A 21,786-nucleotide genomic window follows, 5' to 3' on the forward strand; every position below is an offset into this window, starting at 1 on the left:
GTATCCTCCTAATCATTTTTTATTGTAACCAGTTGTTATCTACCTTATTAATCCAGTATTGCATAGCCCCACCTTCCCTATATTCTTGAACTATACTTGTACTTTCAAGGTATTGAGTTTGAGAAGCTGTAATTCCTTTAAGTATTCTGCTCCCTTCAGGTACCGTGATTTTATATTGTATATTGAGCGGATTCCCCCAAGCCTCTAATACGGCTAACTCATTTCTAGTTTCTTCAATATTTCTTTCTTTATCTCCCCACCAATAACCAAGACCACGTTTAGATTCTGGTTCACCAGCCTTGCTTCTTCTATATAATGTAAGTACCTGATCAATCTCTATAATTTCTATTTTTAATTCCTTAAATGCTAATACGTCTGCATTTGTTCCTTTAAAATCGAAATTAGAAAATCCTGAAGAACGTATGACCTCGCTTTTTAAACTTGCTCGTTCCATTATACTCAGATTTAAATTATCTAATTTATCTAGGACCTGATTCATTTCTTGAACTGGCCAATCATTCAAATCATTATTTCTAATATAGCTGATTTTTTCTCCTAGATTAGTATTATCGTTAAAAACGCTAATCATTTTCTCAATATTACTTAAATGGCTGTTGTTTTCCTGTGCATATGTAACGGATACAGGAAGATAAACCATGAATAAAATCAACATAGTCATACTAAAAAAATATTTTCTCATACTTAATTCTGTTCCCCTTATATGAATCTATTTTTAACTATTTCAATTTTAAAGCGTTTCACTTTTTGCACCAGAACCTGTTAGCTTAATAGCGATGTGGTGGAACCAAAAATTAATAAAACATATTTCATTATTACTTCACTGCTTTGGCTACAAGTGCTGCGTAAGCTTCTGCACCTACTTTGGTTAAATGCACACCGTCAGGTGCAAAGTAGTCTTTCTTTCCAGCACTTGCTGCATACCAATCAACTAGAGTTATATTCGGGTATTCAGATGCCGTAGCTTTCAGTCTCTCATTCACGATTGATTCCCATGGACGTGGTACTCTCGTATTAATAAATATGATTTTACGTTCGTTTCCAATTACTTTTATTAATGAGACAAGTTGCTCAGTAGTAAAGGCTCCATTTGTACCTAATCCAATAATGACATAGTTTCCTAAATTCCCTTCATATTTTAACTGTTCAACTACCGGAATCGCTTTTGACAGCTGGCGACCAATTTGCGCATCAATCCTAATATCAGGAAAAGTATTTTTTAAATACGGAGTAATATCAATCATAACGGAATCGCCTATCGCAGTAACTGTCAGTGAATTTTTAGGTTGCGCAGAATTTACTTCTCTTGATTCCCCTTGTTTTTGAGACGTCACTTGATTTGGATTTTCCCAAACTGCAACTGGATGTGGCGCCGGTTGTGTTTGTGCTGTTTCCACCTTATCTTGTTGAGAATTCTCCTTAGCCTTACTAGCTTTTGATAACCCTACGACTGCTATTGACGAAACGAATAATGTACAAATTAAAGCTAACTTAACACCTAAAGTGACATTTTGAATTCTTAAATTCTTAAACTGAATGTTCCGGAGCGCTCCTTGTCGGATTGGTTTTTCAATAAACTTCCATGAAATTTGTGCAATCAATATAATCAAAAGAAATTGAAGGATTGCTCTTATTAATGAAAAATCCTCAGCGTTTACCTTTGGAGTCGTCAATGTAAGAATTGGATAATGCCAGAGGTATATGCCATACGATCTTATCCCTATCCAGCGTAAAGGTCTAAATCGTAAAAATTGAGCAATACGACTAGCTGGATGAGCTAGATTTGCCACTAACAATGCTGTTGCAATTGATAAAAGAACCATTCCTCCCTTGTATAGAAATGGATCATATTGATTGGTCTTCCAAAACATAATCAAAATAATAATAAGGGCAATGCCCCCCACTACATCAAGAATGAAACGCGCCTTTGGGATAATTTTATTTGCTAGCCTATTGCTTGGCCAAACTAAGGCAAGTACCGCTCCGATAAGTAAGGAAAAGGCCCTCGTATCTGTACCATAATATATTCTGCTCGGATCAGCTCCAGGTTCATACAAAATTGCCATCGCTAAAGCGGAAGCAACGGCTCCCAGACAAATTAATAAAATCATACGGGATTGTTTTTTTATGTAGTAAAGCCCTAAACTAATGATAAACGGCCAAACAACGTAGAATTGTTCCTCAACTGCTAACGACCAAAAATGATTCAATGGTGAAAGCTGGTTAAAATTATCAAAGTACGATAATTTATGATAAATATACCACCAGTTACTAACATAAAATAATGCCGCTAATGAATCTCCGCGCATTTTTTCAAGTAAAGAGCTATGAAAAATCGTAATCCATGCCAACGTTATAACGAGCATAACAAGCATTCCCGGAAGTAATCTCCTTGCCCTACTAAGCCAGAATTTTTTTAAATCAATTCTCTTATTTCTCTTCCACTCTATCGCTAGAATATCTGTAATCAAATAACCTGAAAGTACAAAAAATACAGTAACTCCTAAAAAACCTCCAGGCATCCAATTAAAATTAATATGATACAAAATAACACCTAGTATAGCTAGGCCCCTTAGACTGTCCAACCCAACCATATAACGACTATTTTTTTTAAAAGGTTTAGCCACCCTACATTCACCTCTATTTCTTGGAAATTAGGTTAATAATAACAGCATAAAATGCTATTAATCTCCTAAAATCGTATCAGTTAAACTATTACCAATAGCATTTCGTAAGACTTTTTTAATTGCATGCACAGCAATTATTCAGGCTCCCTTAAACGTTAACTATATTTTGTAAATGAGTTTATGTTTTTTCAAACTTTGCAACAGAATCCTCCTGGACGTATGTTTTGTATGGTATGCGCTTACCTTACAGGAGTTATACCGAAAATACAATCCTCTTTTTATTAGAACAACCCATATGTTGAACAGTTTGTAGCTGCTTTGAGGAGAATTTTATTTTATTTTATTTGTTCTCTTAAGTTGATGGACATGTATGGTGAGGCCTAGTATTTCGTAGCCAAAAGGTTCTCTTATCCCAGAATCCCTTTTTTGTCTATCCTATAAAAAAGCAGTTAAAGGCATGTATAAAAACATTGTCTTGCGTTCTATACGAAATTGGTATAAAAAACCAAACGATCAGTTATCCTAATAGAAAGAGGGTAGGCTGTACAATCTATCTTTACAGTGGAAAGGAGACAATACATTTGTTTCCTTTTCGTATGCTTTTATGAAAAGGACTGTTGATCTATGTATTACGCAACTTTGGTAAAGGGTGCATCTTATTATGCATTTGGTCATCGTTTTCTATTACACAAAGAATGTAAGATTACAAAACGGGAATATCAATATTTACGAAAAAGCGATTGGTTTCAGGTACGTGAAGAAAACACCATTCCTCCTTTCGGTTCTATTGCAAAGTTTGAAAAAAACTAATCCCATTTATACACTATGGTTATTGTTTAAGAAATTTTGAATAATTGCTGTAATTCTTTGTACGTCGAAAAAGAGAAATCAGGAATGTGACTTCTCTTTTGCTTATATATAGCATGAATCGTTTTGATTCCTTTTAATGTACGTGAAGCATGGCGGAGATTTTGAAATCCTGCGGATTTAACAAAACGTCACTTGATATGTCTATGATCTTGTTCGATAAAATTATTGAAATGCTTAACAGTACAATGTTTCGTATGCACATAAAGTCCATTATATTTCAGTTTTGTGAGTGCACAAAGTAGAGCAGGAGCCTTATCTGTTGTGAGAACAACGCATGATAGTTTTCGGATGAACAGATATGCCGCGTTCTCTCAAAAGTTCAGATACATCGCGATAACTTAAAGAAAAACGGCAGTAGTAGCCGACCGCTACCAAAATAATATCTTTCTTGAATTGATTCCCTTTAAAATCTTCCATTTTCGATGCTCCTCACTCTATTTTGCAAAAGTTTCGCTTACTTTTAAAAACTTTGCAACAGAACCTTTATTTGTCACTTATCCTTAGGAGACAAGTAAAAAAATGCTGGTATGTTATTGTACATCCACACTCATATGATGTTTAGCAGTGTACTACATATAAGAATGAGATACAGAAACAATCCCATGAGAAGTATATATTTCATATAAGTTGTATCATAGAAATCACTAAAAAGAATGATACCTATAATTGTAATCAACATAATAGATAATAAAACGACGGGATGCAAATTGAGCGGGTTTTTGGTTACATAGATGACGTAACAAGAAAAAGAGATCATGAATAGTAAGAAAGCAACGAAATTAGATTTATACATACGAAGGTCCCTTTCTTAAAAAATATATAAAAACATTGACGAATTACAACGAATCCGTAGGAGGTTCGTACGAGGACACCGAATCAAACGTTTGTTTAAAACATAAAGATTGGGATAGAAGCCTTCTATAGTTGATACATTAACGATTTACCGTCAAGGCAATCCCCTTGATAGATATTGTGTATTCGTCATATGTTGCAATCTAATCATGGGATCGTAAAAAATAGGAAAAAAGATTGAGCGAATGCGCTCAACCTTCCAAATGACAGCTTACCACAGCTTATAAAATAAATAGTAAACATCCCTCTATTTGACCGCTATTTCACATCTTCAAATACACGCAATGCATCTTTACGGAGTTTATCTTTTTCAGCATCTGACTTTTTAAAATCATATTGATATAAAGCGGATTCCCAATCCCCATACATCGGATTCGGGAACACAATAAATTTTTCTCCAAATGCTTCGTGCATCGCTTCTACCGCTTGATTTCTATCTTGTACAGATTTTTCATCAAATCCAGTAAAATCAGATAAATTATCTCCAAAGAATAGAACAATATCGTTTTCTGTCGCCACTTTCTTTCTTCGCTCTTCTTTCCCTTTTTCCCCTGGTCCTTGCAATAAGACATGCTCTTTATCAGCTTGCGGAATATTCAACTTCTGTAAATTCTGTAAAGTGGCATCTAATTGATTTTGTTTGCGATTGGAAATGTAATAGATTGCTACACCTTTTTCATTTGCATATTGTAAAAAGGAAACTGCGCCAGGGAGAGCTTCTGCCTTCGCTTGTTGAATCCATTCCTCCCATTTATAAGGGAACCCTTTTTTCTCTTTTACTGTCATAGCTTGATACGGACTATTATCCACAACTGTTTCATCTAAGTCTAAAACGATGGCAGGCTTTTTCTCGTTACCTTTGGTAAGTGCCGCATCTAATTTCATTTTTCCGATATTATACCCTTGATGATAGAGCGCTTTGACTTCTCCAGCCGTTTGATACCAAGCATCTGCCATAACTTGTTGTTCGGTTAATGGAGATGGTTGTTTCGGCTGTGTTTGTGGTGACTGACATCCCATGAGAGAAAGAGAGAACAGCATTAAAGCTATACTGGTTTTTAAAATAGGTTTCATTGTGTATCACCCTCCTGGACGTATGTTTTGTATGGTATGCGCTTACCTTACAGGAGTTATACTAAAAATACAATCCTCTTTTATTAGAAATCCCCCTTTCTTTTATTTTTTTTAAGAACGAAAAGGTGTTTTTTTGCATTTTTATGATACGGAAATTACCTAAAAACATTTTAAGGGCGTTTATAGCATCGTGGCTTTATATTAAATCGCTAGGGTTATTTTTGTATTGAATATAAAATAAAGTCGATTGCAGGAGAATCTGAATGGTGTATTTAAGGTGGAAAGGGATGTATTTGGTGAAAAAAACCATCATTGTGTTCAATATTGGTTATATAAGCACAAAAAGACTACGATAGGCAAAAATGTATATTTAAATCCTGCTTATTGTTTGAATGAACAAGCGAAGACAGTCATATAAAAATTTTATTTCACAAGAAATACTACCTGTATTGTGAGATTAAACAAGAAGGATACACCTTTGATATTCAACTTTGTAAAACAAGGGCTCTCATCAAGCCATATTCCAAACATCTCTTGTTCGACGTACTAGGAATAACAGCAAGTATTCAGAATTTCTTAAACGATAACCATATTTTGTACAAGATATTCGTTTTTTAAAATTTTGCAACAAACCTCAAAATTAAAATATTTAAGTATACCAAAAGAAGAGTTTGAATATTTCTCCTTTGGTACATGATAAAAACACGGATGGATTTTTTCCTTATAAAAATAGATGTGTATGGATGTGGCAGTAAGATGAATATGTCATTTTTATTTTTTAGCATTGGTTCTGTAACCCAAATAAATTTGTATACAATTCTATTTTAGGTGTTACCATACTACCAACCCAAAAGGGGATATAAAAGTCTAGGTGTCTTTTGTATGTACAAAAAAGTAACGTTTTAAAATGATAGACAGGTGAAATCAAATGAAATTATTATATGTAAAAAGAATGTTAATTGGATGCATCGTATTCTTTTTAGGCAGTGGATGTCTCCCTAAAACAATCATTGATGATGTAAATCTTGTGCAAGCGGTCATATTTGAAGCATATAAAAAACAAATACGGATGACGTTTATTGCTCCTCAACGTACAAAAGGAAATAAAGTACAAATATTTCAAAGTACTGCGCATTCCATGAAAGGAGCAAAACAACTTGCAAATATACAAGCGGGACGTCCACTGGTGAGTGGCCAACTACGCGTTGCATTATTTTCTCAATCATTAGCGGAGCAAGGATTGTCTGCGTCTATTGATGTATTAACGAGGGAAGCTTCTATTGGACATGCTTTACAAATTGCCATTATAGAAGGAGATGTAAAAAAATTCGTCACCTACCCGTATCAAACAACGGAAAATGTTTCGCTTTATTTGTATCGATTGTTAAATCATAATATGGATCAAGGAGTATTGCCTCATATGAATTTACATGCCAGTAGCTTTAAATTTTATCAAGAAGGAAGTGACACATTTTTCCCCATTGTGAGGCATACAAATGGAAAAATACATATTACTGGAGTCGCTTTATTTAAAAGGGAAAAGATGGTTGGAGAGGTAAAAGCGAAGGACTTATTTATTTTCAAAGGTTTGTTAGAAAAGCACGCTTTTGATATGCATACCTTTTCTTACGGTTCGAATTCTATTGTCATACAAAATATTGTATCTCAACCAAAGTACACACTAAAAACATATAAAGGAACACCCGCTTTCTTCATTGATGTTCATATAAAAGGGCGTATACAAGAAATCACAGGTAATGAAAATTTGCAGCAACGGCATGTTGTCAAACGTATAGAACAAGCAATAGAACAAGATTTAAAACGAAAAAGTCAATATTTGATTCAGCAATTCCAAGTATTGCATACAGATCCGTTAGGATTAGGAAAGAAGTGGAAAGAAATAAATCGATCGTTTCAAGAAAAAGAATGGGAAGAACAGTATCCGAATTTCTCTATTCATACATCTTATCATGTCACACTTACAAATTCTGGTGTTATAGAATAAGAACAAGTAATACATCTTCCTTCATTTTATGTAAATCATTTTGCTATGATAAGTGAGGAAAGAGGACAAATATCTGTAATCAGGTATACGCTCGTCTTGCGCCTTTGTGTAAATACGTGATGCTTTCTTAACTCTTAAATATGTAATTATGCATATTTTTCATTTTGAGACTATTTTTTATTGAGAAAAAATCCAAGTATACTTATACTAAAAAATATCCTTTTAGAAGGAAAGGGGGCATATATATGACGCTTACACTTACTCTATTCACACTTTGGGGAATTGCTCTTCCTCTTTTAAAAGCCGTGATGTCATAAGTGATGTTGCAACATATCATTAACGTTTAAGGGATTCTGGATAATTGCTGTCATTCCTTGTACGTCACAAAAGAGAAGTTGGAATGTGACTTCTCTTTTGTTTGTATATAGCATAAATGTTTTCTCTTCCTTTTCTTGTACGAGAAGCCTAACAAAGAGTTTGATATGGACAATGGTCCCAAAAACTATCAAGGGAATCCCCTTAACACGTGTTGTGGATTCGTCAAATTTCGCAAGGATGATTCAAAATACAAGGTATGCACTAAAGCGCCTCGTGCAATCCTTATATAAATAGAAAGAAACTCGATTACCATCTTTCTACATGTCATCTTCATTTTTAGCTATATGTTTCGTTTTCTCTTGTGCTTCCTATGCTTTTATTATTTTATAAAAAGAAGAACGTTTTATATCGTATTTTCTCATTGCTCCGACAGCTGTAACTTTTCCGGATTGCTATTCTTGATATTGCCTCAATAAATTGATTTGTAATTTGTAGGTTGGTTTTATAGAGATATTCAAAACAGTAATATGCAAAAATGCATATTTCAAAACGTGTTGTTACGTATATGGTAAAGAGAAAAAAAAGAGGATTCAAATAAGGAGATAAATTAGGATGATAATTGCATTCACAGTAGTAAAGCTCATCGTATCGGAAAATTTTTTCTCTTTTTTATATAAAATAAACACCACAAGTGGGGCTTGCGGTGTTTAGGAGAAAGTTATAAAAAGTTAGTATAAGTGTTAGCACATTTATTTTACATGAAATTATATATATATTGGTATTGAGAAAGTTACTCTCTACATTCGAGATAACAAACTATACATGCAATGATTATCCCGACGAGGAGATAACCCAATAGAATATCTATGCCAAGTACAAACTGGATATTTCTTCTCACCTATCAATTATTTTGTTAGTTGAGCTTCATATTTTTGAACTAGGCGATAAAATGTAGTTTTTGGTACATTCGCTTTCTCTATTGCTTCCACTGCTGTAATTTCTCCAGTTTTCCATATATCATATGCAGTGATAAATGCAGGTGTAATTTCTGCTTTGGGTCTACCAAGGTGCTTTCCTTGTTTTTTAGCTAAATCAATTCCTTCTCTTTGACGTGTTTTGATTTTGATACGCTCTTCCTCTGCTAACCAAGAAAGAATTTGAAGGACAAGATCGGTAATCAGATTGCCCAAATTATCTTTATATTTGGTTGTGTCTAATAAAGGCATATCTGTAATGACAATATGTGCTTTTATATTTTTGGTGATATCTTTCCATTCATTTAAAATTGCTTCTTTATTCCTACCAAAACGATCAAGTGATTGTACATATAAAATATCTCCTTCTCGCAACATCATTTTAACAAGTTGATAGTTTCTACGAAAAAAATCGGTTCTGTTGCAAAGTTTGAAAAAGTTTAAACGGGTAGAGGGTTCTGTTGCAAAGTTTTTGAAAGTAAGCTAAACTTTTGCAAAACAGAGTGAGGAGCATCCAAAATGAGATATTTTAAAGGGAAACAGTTCAAGAAAGACATTATTTTAGTAGCCGTCGGCTATTACTGTCGTTTTTCTTTAAGCTATCGGGATGTATCTGAAATCTTGAAAGAACGTGGTGTATCAGTTCATCCTACAACCATCATGCGTTGGGTGCATGAATATGGAAATCTCATCTATCAAATGTGGAAGAAGAAAAACAAATCAGCACACCATGCTTGGCATTTGGATGAGACGTATATCAAAGTCAAAGGAGAATGGTGTTATTTATATCGCGCCATTGATAGTGAGGGACATACACTAGACTTTCAACTCCGAAAAACACGTAATCATCAAGCAGCTTATGCCTTCATGAAAAGACTAGTCAAACAGTTTGGAGAACCATCGGTTCTTACGACAGACAAGGCTCCTGCTTTACTTTGTGCATTAAAAAAATTACAGAAAGACGATTATTACACACATACCAGGCACTGTACGATTAAACATCGTAATAATCTCATTGAACAGGATCATCGTTATGTCAAACGACGTTTTGTTAAATCCGCAGGATTTCAAAATCTTCGTCATGCTTCTCGTACCATCAAAGGAATCGAAACGATTCAGGCTATCTATAAACAGAGGCGAAATTTTCAAACAAATTTCGCCTTTTCGGTATACAATGAATTACAAAAATTAGTAGCTACTGCATAAATATTTCCTCTCATTTCTCTACCCGTTTAAACTTTTTCAAACTTTGCAACAGAACCAGTTTGTATACGAAGAAAATGTCCCTTTAAAACGGACAAATATCTAATAGTTTTTAATATTAATATAAGGTAAATTTAATATTGGCGATAAGTAAGATTATCACGCTTCATAGTAACGATAATATTTTAGTAAAGGAGATTAATACATGCAAAAAATAATGAAGCAAATTAAAGAAAAAAGCATTCCAATGTTAATAGTAGGCGGTATGTTATTGTCTAATGGGGCAATTGCTTCCCACCAGGCTTTTGCAGATACCCTAAATGATTCGAAGATAAATTTATCAGATTATCAGGATGTTTCTAGTAAACCTATGCTAGATTTCCTGATTAAATTATCTAATAGTGGTGCTTTAGATGAGTTAGAATATGATAATAATGAAAAAATCATTGGTCTTAAACATGATTTTGCTACTATTCAATCTATGTACCATTTTACAGATGAGGAAATAGTATATTTTAAGAAGTTTTTCAAATTACTTACAACGTTTGACTGATGTTTTGCAGTCCTACTTCATTTTTCAGCCATATATGGAATACATATAATATTGAATTTGCTATTCATATAGGGGCACCATATCCATATTATTTTGGAGAAATTATATGCTAACGACTACAAACCATTATCATTACAGTATTTTTTAGGATGAATACGCCTTCAGAAAGATCAAAATCTAAGTTTAATTGATCATTGAATTGTTTACACACTTAGGGGTGCTGTGACAGAAGTTTGTAAACATACAGAATTCCCGAAATAATATGGTGCCCCCTGATAGGCCTCACCGTATCAAAAAAAGAAAATTGTACGTTTAGACATAATTTGGACGCAATTCAAGGTGTTTACTGTACGCTAAGCTTATTATCCTATTAAATATGGTCTATTCGGTGTTGGAAAGTCGATATTTACTAAAATGTTAAGTGATATTTTTCCTTCAGCAATAAGGACATTTGTTCACTCTCCTTTTTGGTGGGTTTTTGCCCATCCCCCCAAAAAGGAGGAAAAAGAATTACTTAATAATTGTGGAGATTGCTTGTTTGTAGACAAGTTGTTGCTTACCATGAACTATCATAAGCACAGTAAATTTATCTGTTGCAAGGATTTGCCCACGTATTGGAACCCCACTCTTTAAAAAGATAGTAATGTCCCCTTTTTTCTCTTTTAATTGTTCATACATATCTTCTTGTAAGTTATACATGGAATACACCTCCACTTTGTATTTCCCATTCACTTTCTATTTTTCTAAACCATTTTCCTATTTTGCTTACATAGTATTTTTTCACTTCATTATACGGAATCCAAATCTCACGTTCCTGTATTTGATTCATCACTTCATGAAGAATTTCATCATGCTCGTACTTTCTAGGTTTTCTGTGATGTGTTCTTACAAACTGTGTATATTCCCTATGTAACCAATTAGAAATATTTTCTTTTTGTTTTTGCCGGAGATGTGACCACTTTTTATTTGTTTGAAGGAGCTTTCCATTTACTTTTATATGGTTTTTCACCAAACTTCATCCCCTTTTTCCATCTGAATGCATATATAACTATCGTATCACATTTAACTTAAAATACTGCTCTAGTTACATATTTAGCAAAAAATCTATTCAAAATATAAAAAATGTCCATTTTACATGAAGTAGTATCCAAACTAAACAATACATGATCCATTTAGCAGATTAATTGGGCATGGAAATTAAATGTAGACTATTAATTTGGTACTTTGTTTTTTATTAAACATTTCGGTACGTGAAATTTTAATCTTATTTGTTAAAAAAGCCCCCACAGATCTTACACCTATGAGAGCTACCTAAGGGTGTTTCGACTCCATTTTATTGTAACAGGCTTTCACCATACATGAGAAACATAATGAACCAAAAACTAACGAACATAACAAGAAATTCTTTAAACCTTTGCTGTAAGGAATGATGTGCGTTTTCCATTTATATATCTCCCTTCTTTTCAAATTCGGGTGTTTTTGCCCATCCCCCCGAAAAGGGGGAATAAGGACAGCGATACTTTATTCTTCCAAGGAGTCTTCTCGTGTTAAGCTGGTTAGAATATCATCTTTATTGATACTCTCAAGAATTTCCTCTATATTTACTACCGTTGGGGATTTACTAAATTCATAACGACCATAAAAATTGATATGTTGCCATGCAATTGGTGAAATATACTGTAATATTTTCATCTCAATACCTGTATCTTTGGATTTTATTAATAAATTAGATAATACACTCGCATTGTAATAAACAATACAGTTGCTGAGCAACCTACTACATTCATTCCAAATGTGCTGATCTTGTTCAGTCTTGAAACGGAGTTTCCCAAAGTTTGCATATGATACTGATCGACGTAATTTATGATAGCTTTCTCCACGATTTAGTGATTTTTGAACATTTTGACGTAACGATAATGAATCAATATATTCTAAAAAATATAGGCTTTTAATGATGTTATCATACTCCCATAGTGCCCGCTTGGTTTGATTTTTCCGTGCATAAGAACTTAATTTTCGAACAATAACATTTTGAGTCGTCGTCTTTAAAGCAAGAGATACCATAATTCGTTTTATATTGTCCCATTCTTTTACAATGAGATCTGTATTAATTTTACGCACAGGTTTAATCAGTAATTCTTCATAATGGCTTGGGTGTTGAAAACCATATAAATTTCGAGATATCGTTGCTTGAATATCTTTATATCTAGGTGCAAATTGGTAACCAAACAAATCTAAAATAGCAAAATTAACTTCATTCGTTCCATGTGTATCTGTAGAATGGATAGTAGGCTTTATATTGGTTGTATTATTGTATAAAATATCAAATACATAATGGCTTTCATGCTCATTTGCACCAATAATTCTTGCTTGAATTGGAATGTGGTTAGCCACCATTGTATAAGAAGTGATTCCTTTATTCATTCCAAAATATTTAGAAGAGTGACGGGACTGTAGTGTATGAATCTGTGTTTCGTATTTTTGGCCATCGCTACTTGAATGGATGAAATCATCAATATTAAAATATGGAAAAATAGGAAGCTGACTTGTGGCATTATTGATACAATCATTTGCATCTTTTAATGTTTCTAATCGAATAAAATTAGCTGATGTAGTAGCTAATTTTGAAAAATCTATATCAGAGACTTCTCCCATTCTATATAACCCCATATTTGTTCCCCAAGCTATTAAACATGGAATGAGAGTATAATCCTTTGCTTTTTGATTGGCATAGCGTCCCAGAATATGTTCAAAGTTATCTAGAAAATTGCATTGCTGATTTACAAAATACAGGATACTTCTCATATCAACTTGTGGTAATACATCGAAAAAAGAATGATTAATAAGAGCTGAAGCTCGAGTATATGGAAGTGTCCAAGAATGCTGATTTTTATGTTTTTTCACTTGAACATGTTTGTTTTTTCCAGAAGTAATCCTTTTATGAATAGAGATGATACGAGCTTCCAATTTGTTTTCAAGTTCTTTTAAATGTTGTTCGATGGGTTGTTGTAGCTTATTTAAATTGAAATCTTGAATCATACTCTCTTTATGTACCCACGTATCTTCATCGACTAAATCATCTTCAAAACTTCTATACTGTATGCTATCTCTACAAAAGATATCTCCTGATTGTAAGCGATGCCATAAAGAATGATAAATTAAAAATTCATATCGATCTATTAGTAAGCGTTTTGAATGCGCATCATCTTTCGTGTAAAGGTAACGTTTGGTCCCATTTTGTATAAAGGTTTGTGGAATATCTTTGATATCATATTTAAGTAAAGTTTTTCGTTTCATAAGAACTTCTTTTAAAAAATGTATTGCATCCATAAGAGAATCTTCAATATCTGTTGTAACAAAATCAATCGTCATAAAAATAGGACGAATTTGTCTCTTGAATTGTAAAGCTAATGCATCGATACGTTCCCAACGGAACGCTTTTTCATCTATCTTCGAAGTATTCAGGATTTGATTTGCTAGCTCAGTTAATTTAGGGCGGTCTAGGATAGAAAATACACGTCTTTGTATGTCTTTAAATACTGTATGTTCTGAAATGTTTTCATCCATTATAACTTGTAAAACATTTCCGACTTTCTTGAAATCCTCCTGGTTTTCTGTGTAATAGTTATATACTTGGTCTTTCGCAAAGGATAAGATATCATCGTTGTATTTTCTCATTTTATAAATAAAACTATTGATCAAATTATCATTCATTCTTTGGTATCGATGAAAAATAAAGCACAATAAATAAAGATTTATAAGGGATTCATTAAACCTTTTTAATTTATATATGGAATAATATTCTACTAAAGAAGCGTAATATTTAATACTTTCATTAGAAATTTTTAGTTGTGGCAAAATTGAATTGGCCAATTGAAAAAGAGGATACATTTCTTTCCCATATTCAATTTCCTGTTTAATTTCATTCATACTAAAGTCTTTAGGTTCATGTTTGATTCGAGTAATCTTATATAAACCAGAAGGATTGTATAATAATCCTTTTAAATGCTGTTTATCCGCCTCGGATAGCTGTTTTTGTATAATCCTTATAAGGCGTTTTTGTTCATATGTAATAGCATTTCCTATAACCTCTTGTATAAAGCTATAACCAGGAATAATAATCCGTTTAGTAGTTAAATAATTTATAAGTTCGCGAAAAATAAAAATCGGTTTCCCACTTACAGCTGCAGCTCTACGAGCTTGTTCTTTTAAATCTAGTCGAGATTGTGGATCACAAAGACAATAATTAAATCGCTTGAGAATAAGTTGTTGTTGATTTAGCCTAGTTTTTTTATCAATAGATTCAAAATTTGAGAAGTCAGCATCATTGAAATGGACTTTAAGAATATATTGAATATCTTCTTTCACTTCACATAGGTTAAATTGAAAAAATAAATGCTTTGACTTAAAGTATCCAAGTTGAAGAATAAAATAAATCTTAGATTTTATTGAACGTAAAGGGGGTACGGCAACGATTCCTTCTTTTTGGAGCCACTCACAAATGTCAAGCAAGAGAGAAGATTATATAAATTGTACCTCTCTCTTGCTTAGATTAACCAGCTACTTCAATTGGAATCGGTGATACAGGTATATCAAATTCAATATCTGGAGGACGTCGATTAGAATCTAGTCGGTATTTTCCAAATCGGTTTACATGAAATGTTAAATACGGACTCAGATCAGATAATACTTCCGCATCAATTTTATTCCCCTCTTGTATATATTCATGAAGAATCCGTGTAAGCTGAAATACATTGTAAAAAATTAAGCAATTAGCGATTAGATGGTTGTATTTAATAATTTTTCTTTGACGCTCTCGATTATTTTCTGCAATAATTCCTTCTCCACCAAAGAATAACCATTTTGCAAATCCATTAAAAGATTCACTTTTATTTGTGGCTGCTTGAATTGTACTTCTCAATTTTTCATCAGATAGATACTTTAATAAAAATAAAGTGCGAATGGCACTACCTAACTCTCGAAAAGCTTGATATAACTTGTTCTTTTTACTATATGTATTTAACTTATTTAAAATCGTAGAAGGATGAATTCGTCCCATTTTAATCGACATTACTACACGTAACATATCTTTATAATGATTTTCGATTAAATTCCAATCAATTGAGTGTGAGAACAATCCATCAATATGTTGATAGGTAGACTCTTTACTTGGTCGCAAGAACTTTAAATCTTTCCAATTACGAATACGTGGCATAAGTTGAATACCTAGTAAATAAGCTAATCCAAAAACAGGTGCATTTTGCCCTTGGGTATCAGCATGAAGAGTATCAGGTTGAATATCAGATTTATTTTTCATGAGAAGATCTAAAATATAAACACCTTCCCAGACACCACAAGGTATGAAATGACTGAATAAAGCAATATAAGTGTCAGAGACATGATAATAACCAATTCCACCATATCCCCCATATCGAATATGATTTTCTGATAGTAAATTTTTTTCATATAGATCCCACATTGTACCATCAGCTGAAGCACTAGTTCCATTTCCCCAATACTTAGGTAGCTTAAATCGATTATAAGCATTAATAATCCATTCAATGGCTTTTTGAATGTTCTCTTCTGTAATATGTCTTTCGTTTATCCAAGATATATGTTTGCGATCTATACTTCCTAGAGAACGCGCTGTTTGAGTAGGGCCTAAATTACATCCATAGCAAAAAGCTGTTGTTAAATAGCGCTCAGATGGCTTTTCTAACTTTGCATCATGACCAGAAATCGGACCGAAAAAACGTGTCCAATTTAACCAATATTCTGTGTCTCCTAATAAATCTAATACATTAATTGGAACCATTTTTTCATCAATACGTTTTCGTACAGCTTTTAATAAAGGAGATACTTTTTTCTTTTTAGGTTTTGTGATAACTGGCTCACCATTACGTAGTGTAACAGCTTTATTTTTTGGAAAAAAGACATCTACACTCCTAGCCATTTTTTCTAGTTTGTTGTAAACTTGCACTTTAAAATCTTGAGCAGTTGTAGGAAGTCCTGCTTGATCGCAAAAAGTAGCGACATTTTCTTGATATTCATCCCAAGAAATTAATTGTTTTCGATAATCTGCATATTTATCGCTTCCTTCTATATATAAGTCTCCAGACTTTAATTCCAACCAAACCTGAGAAAAAACACATGCTTCAAAATGGCGCCGATGAATCTTTTCAGGAGGAGCGTTCCTTCTCTGATGTGGACGAATCCACCGCCACCATTTTTCAGGTATCCAGGAAAGATCAATCGCAGGCGTTACATGTAAATTACCTTCATTATCTCTTTGATTAGTTAAGTCAATAATGGGAATCCATTCGGATTTCTTCATTTTATTTTTTATTAAAAATAAAATGGATTGTTCTAATCCGTTATTTTGGTTTGTTGATTTAAATTCTAACGTTTCTAATATTTTCATTAACTCTGCTCTACTGCTTTTTAAATGCTTCCATACAAACGAGAAGTAATTATTTCCGGCATAAGCTAAATGATTTTCACAATCACCTAATACACATTGACCAGAGTTTCCACCAATTAAATTTTCTAATTCTTGTAACTTTTCCTCTGTCGATCCTTCGGATTGAAACGCAAGCACTGTATTATGTAGAATCGTAATTAAACTATCAGTTTGTTTTTCTTTCTTTTTTTTCAACTCCTGAAGGGAACCTTCAGACTTTTTGTGCGAACTAGCTATACGTTTTATATACATTTCTCCAATATCATCAATGGTACTTGCAAATTGAACAGATAGTAATGAGACAGTCAATGTGTATCTTTTATGTGCTTCCAATTCTTTCATTCGAGATGCATCTAATGTTTTAGCCTCAGCTGCTAATCTTTCAATTTTTGCAGGCGGAATATGGAGACGTTGAAAAAAATCAGATTCTACATACCGTTCGTTGAGCCAGTTTTTTCGATATATCCAGCGTCTTAATTGATATAAGGTGGGACGTCCAGGATCTTGTTTTACTACATTCCAATCAGAATAAGTAGAACCTTCCTTACTCTGAAACAATTGATCTATCTTTTGTTTTTCGTCAATCGTTAAAGCATCTGAAATGCGTTGATATAAAACACGATACGCTTCAGCATGTACGTGATCTACAGCTTTTGTAAGTGTACTAAAAGCAGGAAGCTCATAGCTGTGCTTGACTAGTTCATCAATCGCAATATTAATAATATCGCTTTTTTCGTCTTTTTCTAATACAGATAGCTTCATGATATTCAACATAATTTGACGAGCTTGGTCATTAAATATTTTAGCTTGACGATATTCACGAATCATAGCAATCTGACGAATTCCTGTACCAGAACGATGATAAGAACTCCATTCTTCTCGCTCTGGTAGATCAAGCTTTGCTTTTCTCCCAATATGTTCAATTATAATTGGTGGAGTATCTCTGATTGGAAGAAAATAATTTAGACATTGGAATGTTTTTAACATTGTTAATAAACCTAACTGCGAAAAAGAGTTACGTGCTTTCTGTTTTGCCCACGAAATTTCACTTGATGTGGGTGAGAAAAGTTTTTCTAATTCTGTAGAAGATGGACAACTTTTTAATCTGGGATAAGCTGTTTCTTGCATACTAACCATAACGTGTCTCCTTTTTGTTAACTAAATGAAATCTTACAGGCTTAGTAAGATGATTCCTGCTCTAGTCAGTTATGAAGTTTCCTATAAAAGTAAAAATGAAACAGTGGGAAAACTAGACCGTGAAGAATACGCAAGTAATTCTTTGCTCCGTTAATTTTTAGTTAACTTCATTATCTCTTTGCATCTTGCGATATAAGGTCATTCTAGAAATACCGGCTTTCTCGGCAGCATCCGTACGATTCATTCCTTGTTCTATAAGATATAAGGCATAATTTACTTTTTCTTCATCGGTTTTTGGTCTTCCAGGGTATTTCCCACGTTTTTTTGCTGCCAGAATTCCTTCTTTTGTTCGTTCTGAGGTTAAATCTCTTTCGAATTGAGCAATACCTGCAAAAACAGTAAAGAGCATTTTCCCGTGTGCTGTTGTTGTATCGAGCCAGGACTCTTTTAAGCTTTTCAAGTTCGCTCCTTTTTGAGAAATTAGTTCGGTAATCTCAATTAAATCCTTTGTAGAACGTGAAAGGCGAGTTAAGTCTGTTACTACAACCGTATCGTCGTTGCGTAGAAATTCTAACATACGATTTAACTCAGGTCGGTCTCGTTTGACTCCGGTTACTTTTTCAAAAAAGATTCGTTCACAACCAGCATCTTTTAGTTGCTGTTCTTGTCGATCTAAATTTTGATCAATTGTAGATACTCGCATATATCCAAATTTCATATAATTCCTCCTTTTTCAGTTTTATTGTATCAAAAACGTTATGAAATAGATATTGTTACAAAATAATTTTGTTACATATTTTTGTTACGTCAAGATTGCTAGTTTACGTGATGTCATGTCTTGATACTAATCCCTGTAACAAAAACGATCGTTTTTGTTACAGGGAAAACGGTGTGATGGTAATAGATTTGTAAATTCTAACTCGTTTTTCATTACTTTGTTCTCTTCAGAAAAAACAAAAACGAATCCACTATATTTGTGGATTCGTTTTGACAATTTAAAAAAGAATCTTTTTAATGGCGAAGAATTGCAATTTATTTTCATATGACCCCCTATTTTTCTTTTGGTTTCCATATCCCATGTAGTAAAATATAATTGGATGGGAGTCCAATACATTTTGTAAAAATTGAAGTGGGTATCAAGTCGGAGAAAGGCATTCGTTAGGGTGTCTTTTCTTTCTATTCAAAATAATATATACTTATCTCGGTATACTTCATTATCGCGATTAGCTTGGAAAACTAATCGCTTACCATGGACCTTTAGCTCAGCTGGTTAGAGCAGACGGCTCATAACCGTCCGGTCGTAGGTTCAAGTCCTACAAGGTCCACTTATTATCAATTCTTATTTTCTCAAAAACTAATAAATAGATATATGACATAATTAATTCGAAGCTGTTGTATTTGTCATGGTTAGCTTGGAAAACTAACAACTTATCGAATTTCATCAATAAAGAAAAGGTGCTCATTTGAGTACCTTTTCTTTATACCAGGGATCAGGAGCAAACCGTTTAGTTGGATAATTAACTTCATAGTAATACATTCATCCCCCCACTAGCAAAACAGGAAAAGCTTATTCTCCCCCCTAATAAAGGTAGAAAAAAATCTCCATCCACTTAAAATTTTATAGCGCCCTTAGAACGAAATTTTGTGCTAACTTGCAACAAAAAAGCACATTTTTTCGTTTTAGGGTTGATTTGTTTTCCTAACTTAATAAAAAAATCCACTTTTTCATGAGGGCAATCACTTAGCGTACAAAATTCATGTTCTTTACTTTGAACTCTTATAGATATTAAACGAATTTGAATTCGTTAACGATACGATAAGGCTTGTTTTCCCAATGCATCCCAAGATTGAATGAAAGGTTCTTGTTTTACCTTATGCGCTTTTTTTCCGCTTAAAGGATCATTAATATAAATGTACCCATCCTCAAAACCTATAAGTACAACAGCGTGTAAATCCAGAGGAGCTGTGATTTGTTTGTTCCCATGTTTCCAAGACTCCCATCTATCCGGAACTTTGTAATCTCCGGTCGTCCAAACCACTACAGGTTTATCCATTTTGATTTGAGCTAGCACATCATTGAAAGCTTTTCCTGTTAAGTTCACTGTGCGATTTGGAAGATAACGTTCCATCAATTCTTGTAACGGTTGGACGTAGACAGCATATCCCTTAGTTTTACCCGTTATATCTCCAACGAATCCTTCTTTAGGATCCCCCCATTGAATGATGTCTCTGTTTTTATTCATAGACAGCGGGGTAGTATCCTTTTTGATACTGTTAGCTAACTGCATTTTATTCACTTTAATACCAGCGTACTGTAATACCATCGCTAAGCTCGTAACTTCGCATCCGTATTTCAATTCAGGTTTTTGAGATATTAATGGCACGTCTAAAATGACCTTTTCTTGTACTGAAGGAGCTGGGGATTGAAGTGGTTCGTTTTGGGATGTAGGATTTTTTGTTAATTCAATATCTTCATGTCCAACGTTAGACTCATGCTTTTCAACTGGAGATTGTTTTGTAGAACAGCCCGCTAAAATTGAAAACAGGACATACAAAATTAGAAGTCTTTTCACGTCATTCACCTTCTTTATGTATTTCGATACATGTCATAATATCTCATTAAATATCATTTTTTATGAATTGTGTGCTTTAATTTCTCATAAAAATATTCAATACTAATGTAACTGATATTAGGGTATAACCGAAATACGTGTAAAAACGAGGCGTAGTATTACAATATGTACCTAATAATAATTGACCCATATGGGTTCAAATGTTTTTATTGAAAATTGTAAGTTCTAGAAGTATCATATACATATTCAAACATTTGAAGATGTATATGATACTTTTGGGTCTTTAATTAAAAATAAGTAGGTGTTTTAATGGGAAATGAAATGCAACAATTTAAAGCTGATTTTTTTAAAGCCTTATCACATCCTTTGCGAATAGGTATTCTAGAACTATTGTCAGAGGGTGAAAGAAGTGTAAATGAAATTCAAACCATCCTTAACAAGGAAGGTTCAGCTGTTTCTCAACAGTTAAGTGTACTACGTTCAAAAAACATTGTTGTTGGTACGAAAGATGGAAAACGAGTTTTATATTCTCTACGAGACCCTATGATTGTGGATTTACTGGTAGTTGCACGGAAAATTTTTAACAACCATTTAATCGATACGATTTCAATGTTAGAAGAACTAGATGAAACAGAACTTGAAACGATAGGTAAGGAGGATTAGGTTGAGCATTGAAGTTAAGAAAGAAGATATCATCCAACATGGGATTGAAATTTTCCACTCAATAGGAGCTCATCATGTTTGTAAAGTTTGTATTAAAAGTGGGAATTCTTGTTGTTTTTCATGCCAGCATTTACAAGATGGCGTTGGATGTCAAAAAAGAAATACAGCTTGTACAGCTTGGCTATGTGGGATTCAAGGTTTTTTATTCGATCAAATCGGATTATTAGATGAATGGAATCGTTTTTGGAGTGAAATCCCAGGACAGATGTTTCGTAGAGATATTACTCCAGATAAGGTAAGGATTACATCATTTATTGATACGAAGAAGCTAGATAGTCGAGCCGGAGAACTTCTAGCGGAAAGGTTGAAATCCTACGTACAACAAGGTGGAGATGTAGGTAAATTAGATCGTCATTTAAGAAAAACGTATAGTAAATATTAGGATAATGTTTTCTCTTG

At 33.4% G+C, this 21,786-nt stretch carries 14 protein-coding genes, 1 tRNA gene and 4 pseudogenes; 7 read left to right on the top strand and 12 right to left on the bottom strand.

What is annotated here, in order from left to right:
• Positions 1–19: 19 nt before the first annotated feature.
• Positions 20–700, bottom strand: coding sequence for an autotransporter (locus PSR14_RS23140; RefSeq protein WP_098487796.1), 681 nt, complete (start codon positions 698–700; stop codon positions 20–22).
• A 133-nt stretch (positions 701–833) separates the two neighbouring features.
• Entirely contained in the window at positions 834–2,645 is a 1,812-nt protein-coding gene (locus PSR14_RS23145; protein WP_098487797.1) for an acyltransferase family protein, read from the bottom strand.
• A 624-nt stretch (positions 2,646–3,269) separates the two neighbouring features.
• On the opposite strand from PSR14_RS23145, the gene PSR14_RS23150 reads away from it, so the two are divergent.
• Positions 3,270–3,455 carry a YqbF domain-containing protein gene (locus PSR14_RS23150; RefSeq protein ID WP_098487798.1) on the top strand — a complete coding sequence of 62 codons (186 nt, stop codon included), beginning with the start codon at positions 3,270–3,272 and terminating at the stop codon, positions 3,453–3,455.
• Positions 3,456–3,481: 26 nt separating this feature from the next.
• Here PSR14_RS23150 and PSR14_RS23155 read toward each other — a convergent pair.
• A pseudogene (locus PSR14_RS23155) lies at positions 3,482–3,932 on the bottom strand (DDE-type integrase/transposase/recombinase).
• Positions 3,933–4,625: 693 nt separating this feature from the next.
• On the bottom strand, positions 4,626–5,441 hold the full coding sequence (locus PSR14_RS23160; RefSeq protein ID WP_069356796.1) for a 5'-nucleotidase, lipoprotein e(P4) family: 816 nt from the start codon (positions 5,439–5,441) through the stop codon (positions 4,626–4,628).
• 928 nt (positions 5,442–6,369) lie between these two features.
• Here PSR14_RS23160 and PSR14_RS23165 point away from each other — a divergent pair.
• Positions 6,370–7,446: a Ger(x)C family spore germination protein gene (locus PSR14_RS23165; RefSeq protein WP_098487799.1), complete on the top strand. Its 1,077-nt coding sequence runs from the start codon at positions 6,370–6,372 to the stop codon at positions 7,444–7,446.
• A gap of 686 nt (positions 7,447–8,132) precedes the next feature.
• Here PSR14_RS23165 and PSR14_RS23170 read toward each other — a convergent pair.
• Together PSR14_RS23170 and PSR14_RS23175 are read right to left on the bottom strand one after the other, a co-directional pair.
• A pseudogene (locus PSR14_RS23170) lies at positions 8,133–8,259 on the bottom strand (helix-turn-helix domain-containing protein); the annotation flags it as partial.
• Positions 8,260–8,669: 410 nt separating this feature from the next.
• A pseudogene (locus PSR14_RS23175) lies at positions 8,670–9,152 on the bottom strand (recombinase family protein); the annotation flags it as partial.
• A 105-nt stretch (positions 9,153–9,257) separates the two neighbouring features.
• Between PSR14_RS23175 and PSR14_RS23180 the strand changes: the two are divergent.
• Both PSR14_RS23180 and PSR14_RS23185 read left to right on the top strand, forming a co-directional pair.
• Positions 9,258–9,944, top strand: a complete 687-nt coding sequence (locus PSR14_RS23180) for an IS6 family transposase (protein ID WP_098487801.1) — start codon at positions 9,258–9,260, stop codon at positions 9,942–9,944.
• A 202-nt stretch (positions 9,945–10,146) separates the two neighbouring features.
• Positions 10,147–10,494: a hypothetical protein gene (locus tag PSR14_RS23185; RefSeq protein WP_113732712.1), complete on the top strand. Its 348-nt coding sequence runs from the start codon at positions 10,147–10,149 to the stop codon at positions 10,492–10,494.
• 510 nt (positions 10,495–11,004) lie between these two features.
• On the opposite strand, the gene hfq is transcribed toward PSR14_RS23185, so the two are convergent.
• The 5 genes and pseudogenes from hfq to PSR14_RS23210 all read right to left on the bottom strand — a co-directional run bounded on the left by hfq (position 11,005) and on the right by PSR14_RS23210 (position 18,809).
• Positions 11,005–11,193: an RNA chaperone Hfq gene (gene hfq, locus PSR14_RS23190; protein WP_078175272.1), complete on the bottom strand. Its 189-nt coding sequence runs from the start codon at positions 11,191–11,193 to the stop codon at positions 11,005–11,007.
• A complete protein-coding gene (locus PSR14_RS23195; protein WP_098487803.1) occupies positions 11,186–11,503 on the bottom strand; it encodes a transposase in 318 nt (105 codons plus the stop codon). Before PSR14_RS23195 ends, hfq begins: the two co-directional genes overlap by 8 nt.
• Before the next feature lie 512 nt (positions 11,504–12,015).
• Positions 12,016–14,952 (bottom strand): annotated as a pseudogene (locus PSR14_RS23200) (Tn3 family transposase); the annotation flags it as partial.
• Positions 14,953–15,046: 94 nt separating this feature from the next.
• Positions 15,047–18,091: a Tn3 family transposase gene (locus PSR14_RS23205; protein WP_098487804.1), complete on the bottom strand. Its 3,045-nt coding sequence runs from the start codon at positions 18,089–18,091 to the stop codon at positions 15,047–15,049.
• Between the two features lie 157 nt (positions 18,092–18,248).
• On the bottom strand, positions 18,249–18,809 hold the full coding sequence (locus PSR14_RS23210; RefSeq protein ID WP_000668446.1) for a recombinase family protein: 561 nt from the start codon (positions 18,807–18,809) through the stop codon (positions 18,249–18,251).
• Positions 18,810–19,342: 533 nt separating this feature from the next.
• Here PSR14_RS23210 and PSR14_RS23215 point away from each other — a divergent pair.
• A tRNA-Ile gene (locus PSR14_RS23215) sits at positions 19,343–19,416 on the top strand.
• A gap of 480 nt (positions 19,417–19,896) precedes the next feature.
• Here PSR14_RS23215 and PSR14_RS23220 read toward each other — a convergent pair.
• Complete coding sequence (locus tag PSR14_RS23220; RefSeq protein ID WP_098487526.1) at positions 19,897–20,664, bottom strand: C39 family peptidase; 768 nt, start codon at positions 20,662–20,664, stop codon at positions 19,897–19,899.
• 309 nt (positions 20,665–20,973) lie between these two features.
• On the opposite strand from PSR14_RS23220, the gene PSR14_RS23225 reads away from it, so the two are divergent.
• Both PSR14_RS23225 and PSR14_RS23230 read left to right on the top strand, forming a co-directional pair.
• Positions 20,974–21,327 carry a metalloregulator ArsR/SmtB family transcription factor gene (locus PSR14_RS23225; RefSeq protein ID WP_000526193.1) on the top strand — a complete coding sequence of 118 codons (354 nt, stop codon included), beginning with the start codon at positions 20,974–20,976 and terminating at the stop codon, positions 21,325–21,327.
• A 1-nt stretch (position 21,328) separates the two neighbouring features.
• Positions 21,329–21,769 carry a DNA mismatch repair protein gene (locus tag PSR14_RS23230; protein ID WP_098487527.1) on the top strand — a complete coding sequence of 147 codons (441 nt, stop codon included), beginning with the start codon at positions 21,329–21,331 and terminating at the stop codon, positions 21,767–21,769.
• Positions 21,770–21,786: the final 17 nt, after the last annotated feature.

The organism is Bacillus sp. A01H (assembly GCF_045277205.1).
GTDB classification, from domain to species: Bacteria; Bacillota; Bacilli; order Bacillales; family Bacillaceae_G; genus Bacillus_A; species Bacillus_A paranthracis.